Genomic DNA, 4,154 nt, shown 5'->3' with positions numbered 1-4,154 from the left:
CGGGGCCCCCGGGCGCGATCGGGCGGGCGGGCTGTCCCGGTTCCCGCCCGCCGGGCGGGGTTGCGCCGGCGCCCCTAACCGCCGCCCCCCCCCCCCCGCCGGGGTGCGGCGCCGTCTTGTCGGTCGGTTCCCTAGCCGGCGGTGCGCGACGGGCGGGACAGCAGGACCAGGCTGCGCGCCTCCACGCGGACCTTCGTGCCCGCCTTGCGTTCGCGTTCGTCGGGCAGGCCCTCGGGGTCGGCGGTGTCGATCACGGTGGTCCAGCGCTCGCCGAAGGAGTCGTCGGGCAGGCGGAAGACGACCGGTTCCCAGTAGCCGTTGACGAGCAGCAGGAAGGAGTCGTCGATCATGCGGCGGCCGTAGGAGTCGCGTTCGGCGATGGCGTCCCCGTTGAGGAACACCGCGACCGTGTGCGCGTCCCCGCGCTGCCAGTCGCGGTCGGTCATCTCGCGGGCGTCGGGCCGCAGCCACATCAGGTCGGGCAGCGGCTGCCTGGCGTGGGTCGCGGTCTCACCGCGGAAGAAGCGGCGCCGGCGCAGCACCGGGTGCGCGGCGCGCAGGGCGATCAGGCGCCGGGTGAAATCGGCGAGGGAGCGCTGCTCGTCGGTCAGGTCCCAGTCCACCCAGGAGATCTCGTTGTCCTGGCAGTAGGCGTTGTTGTTGCCCCGCTGGGTGCGGCCGAGTTCGTCGCCGTGGCAGAGCATCGGGATGCCCTGGGAGAGCAGCAGGGTGGCCAGCAGGTTGCGCTGCTGGCGGGCGCGCAGTTCGAGCACGGCCGGGTCGTCGGTCTCGCCCTCGACCCCGCAGTTCCAGGACCTGTTGTGGCTCTCGCCGTCGCGGTTCTCCTCGCCGTTCGCCTCGTTGTGCTTGTCGTTGTACGAGACCAGGTCGCGCAGCGTGAAACCGTCGTGCGCGGTGACGAAGTTGACGCTCGCGCGCGGCCGGCGCCGGCTGTGCTGGTAGAGGTCGGAGGAGCCGGTGAGCCGGGAGGCGAACTCGCCGAGCGAGCCGGGCTCGGCCCGCCAGAAGTCCCGTACGGCGTCCCGGTACTTGCCGTTCCACTCCGACCACAGCGGCGGGAAGTTGCCGACCTGGTAGCCGCCCTCCCCCACGTCCCAGGGCTCGGCGATCAGCTTGACCCGGCTGATCACCGGGTCCTGCTGGATCAGGTCGAAGAACGCCGAGAGCCGGTCCACCTCGTGGAACTGCCGGGCCAGGGTGGCGGCGAGGTCGAAGCGGAAGCCGTCGACGTGCATCTCGGTGACCCAGTACCGCAGCGAGTCCATGATGAGCTGCAGCACGTAGGGGTGCCGCATCAGCAGGCTGTTGCCGGTGCCGGTGGTGTCGTAGTAGTGCGCCCAGTCGCCGTCGACCAGGCGGTAGTAGGACGCGTTGTCGATGCCCCGGAAGGACAGCGTGGGGCCCCGTTCGTTGCCCTCGGCGGTGTGGTTGTAGACCACGTCGAGGATGACTTCGAGGCCGGCCGCGTGCAGCGCCTTCACCATGGCCTTGAACTCGTTGACCTGCTGGCCCCGGGTGCCGAAGGCGGCGTAGGCGTTGTGCGGGGCGAAGAAGCCGATGGTGTTGTAGCCCCAGTAGTTGGACAGGCCGCGGTCCTGGAGCACGCCGTCCTGGACGAACTGGTGCACCGGCATCAGCTCGACGGCGGTCACGCCGAGCGAGGTGAGGTGCTCGGTCACCGCGGGGTGGGCGAGGCCGGCGTAGGTGCCGCGCAGCCGCTCGGGGACGTCCGGGTGGGTCATGGTCAGGCCGCGTACGTGGGCCTCGTAGATCACCGAGTCCGCGTACGGCGTCCGGGGCGGGCGGTCGTCGCCCCAGTCGAAGAACGGGTCGGTGACCACGCCGAGCATGGAGTGGCCCGCGCTGTCGGCCGGGGCCGGGCCGTCCGGGGTGCGCTCGTACAGGGAGGCGTGGTTGTCGATCTGGCCGTCCACGGCGCGGGCGTACGGGTCGAGCAGCAGCTTGGCCGGGTTGCAGCGGTGGCCGAACGCGGGCTGCCAGGGGCCGTGCACCCGGTAGCCGTAGCGCTGGCCGGGGCCGACGCCGGGCAGGTAGGCGTGCCACACGAAGCCGTCGACCTCCTGCAGCGGGACCGGGGTGGTGGCGCCGGCGTCGTCGACCAGGATCAGTTCCACGCGCTCGGCGACCTCGCTGAACAGGGCGAAGTTGGTGCCCTGGCCGTCGAAGGCGGCGCCCAACGGGTAGGGGTGCCCGCTCCACACGGGCACCCCTTTGCGGCTCTTGCGGGCGGTCACCGGCTGCCCTCCAGGGCGTCGTCACCCGCGGGCGCCGGCGCGGCGAGCACGGCCACCGGCTCCTCGCGCGGCACCGTGAGGCCCTCCCGCAGCGTCGGCGCGGGGGCGGTGGGCACCAGCGGGACGCGCTGCCCGGCGCGGGCGCGCTGCGAGAACCAGATGATCTTGCTACCGGTGTCCGAGGCGCAGCAGCCCCAGCCGTCGCTCATCGCGGCGATGTCCGCGAGGCAGGACCGCAGGTCCTGGTCGGGGCGCAGGTCCGGGTCGTCGTCACCGAAGGCGGTGATGAGGTGCTGGCCGTTCCACCACATCTCGATCGAGGTGTGCTTGTCCGTCGCGTGCTCGTCGATCGCGCGCAGCAGCAGTTCGGCGCCGCGGCAGACGGGGTCCACGAGATTCTCGAGGTCCCAGTAGCGGAGGTGGGCGGCCAGGATGCGGCTGACCTGTCCCACCCGTTCCGGGCTGACTTCCACGTCGAGGTGGTAGTAGCAGGGCACTGCGGTCTTCATCGTCGCTTGCTCCTCACCGGCGAAGCTCTCGCTCCCCTCGCCCTGTCCGGGAGGGATCCCGGACACATAGCGTGAGCGCTGATCGCTTCTGAGTCACCTCCACGGTGAGCCCACTACGCCATTCGTGCAACACGAGCACCCGACACCCCGAATGGTTGAAGCTCCAACAAGACGCTGCGTCGTCGCGCGTGCACCATAAGTGAAAGCCTCGATCGCCGTAACGGTGCCGCGCCTTCCCGTGCGCGGACGCCACCCGACCGTCGGGAACGCGCCCAGTCGAGAGCGTGGAAGGTGGCTGAGGGTCATGCTGCTACCCGCCAAGGCCGAAGTGGCCCGGCAGTTGCGGCGTTACCGGGCGTGGGAGCGCGTGATGCTCGCCTCGCCCCACGACCGCACGGTCCGGGCCACCTTCGAGGACTCGGGGTACACGCTGTGCGTGCTGATGGGCAAACGCTGCGCCCGCGAGGCCGCGGACGCCGCCGAGCGCTATCTCCGCACCAACCTTGTCACCTACCTGCGCGAGCAGGACGGACGGCCGCAGCCACGCCGGGCGGCCAGAAGAGCGCCGCCACCGGAGCGGCGTTCCACGGCGCCAAGCCCCTGACCTGGCACCGTACAAGGCGTTCCTCTCGGGACCGGCGCGCGCCGGCCCGACTTTCGGATCGCGGAGCCGGGCCGGGTGCCCGGCTCCGCGCACGGCGGAGGTGAGATACATGCGCAGGACCCCGGCCATCGGCCGTGTCCCGGTACGTGACGTCCGGCCGGCCGTGGAGTGCGGCAGGCGCCCGGCGAAAGCGGTGGCCGGGGAGACCTTCGAGGTCACGGCCACCGTGTTCCGCGAAGGGCACGATGCCGTGGGGGCGAACGTGGTCCTGCGTGATCCCCAGGGGCGCCGGGGCCCCTGGACGCCGATGCGGGAGCTGTCCCCGGGCAGCGACCGCTGGGGTGCGGAGATCACCCCGCATGTGACGGGCCGTTGGACGTTCCGGGTGGAGGCCTGGAGCCATCCGCTGGCAACGTGGCGGCACACCGCGTCCGTGAAGGTGCCGGCCGGGATCGACACCGGCCTGGTCCTGGAGGAGGGCGCCGAGTTGTACGAGCGGGCCGCCGCCGGGGTGCCCAAGGGCCCCGAGCGCGCCCTGGTGCTGGCCGCGGCGCACGCCCTCGGCGACGACTCCCTGTCGGTGCACGACCGTCTGAAGGCGGCGCTGGCGCCGGAGGTGGAGTCGGTGCTGGCCCGGTATCCGTTGCGGGAGTTGGTCACCGCCTCGGACCCGATGCCGTTGCTGGTGGAGCGTGAACGCGCCCTGTTCGGTTCGTGGTACGAGTTCTTCCCCCGTTCGGAGGGCACCGCCGAGCAGCCGCACGG

The 4,154-nt window shown here is 71.9% G+C and carries 4 protein-coding genes; 2 read left to right on the top strand and 2 right to left on the bottom strand.

Features of this window, described 5'->3' with window-relative positions; all coding sequences use genetic code 11:
* Window positions 1–131 precede the first annotated feature (131 nt).
* Window positions 132–2,276: a glycogen debranching protein GlgX gene (gene glgX / locus ABZV94_RS40525; RefSeq protein WP_356349949.1), complete on the bottom strand. Its 2,145-nt coding sequence runs from the start codon at window positions 2,274–2,276 to the stop codon at window positions 132–134.
* Window positions 2,273–2,785: a pep a2 gene (locus ABZV94_RS40520; protein WP_356349947.1), complete on the bottom strand. Its 513-nt coding sequence runs from the start codon at window positions 2,783–2,785 to the stop codon at window positions 2,273–2,275. Before ABZV94_RS40520 ends, glgX begins: the two co-directional genes overlap by 4 nt.
* A 304-nt stretch (window positions 2,786–3,089) precedes the next feature.
* Between ABZV94_RS40520 and ABZV94_RS40515 the strand changes: the two genes are divergently transcribed.
* The gene (locus ABZV94_RS40515; protein WP_030641557.1) at window positions 3,090–3,389 is read left to right on the top strand and encodes a DUF5133 domain-containing protein; all 300 of its coding nucleotides are present in this window, start codon (window positions 3,090–3,092) and stop codon (window positions 3,387–3,389) included.
* A 109-nt stretch (window positions 3,390–3,498) separates the two neighbouring features.
* Window positions 3,499–4,154 (top strand): maltotransferase domain-containing protein (locus ABZV94_RS40510; protein WP_356349945.1); only part of this gene is annotated, 656 nt, incomplete at its 3' end.

Origin of the sequence: Streptomyces sp. NPDC004658 (assembly GCF_040609555.1) — a bacterium.
In the GTDB taxonomy this organism is placed as follows: Bacteria; Actinomycetota; Actinomycetes; order Streptomycetales; family Streptomycetaceae; genus Streptomyces.
The sequence above is the reverse complement of the archived record's forward strand: the minus strand, read 5'-3'. Positions and strand labels throughout refer to the sequence as shown.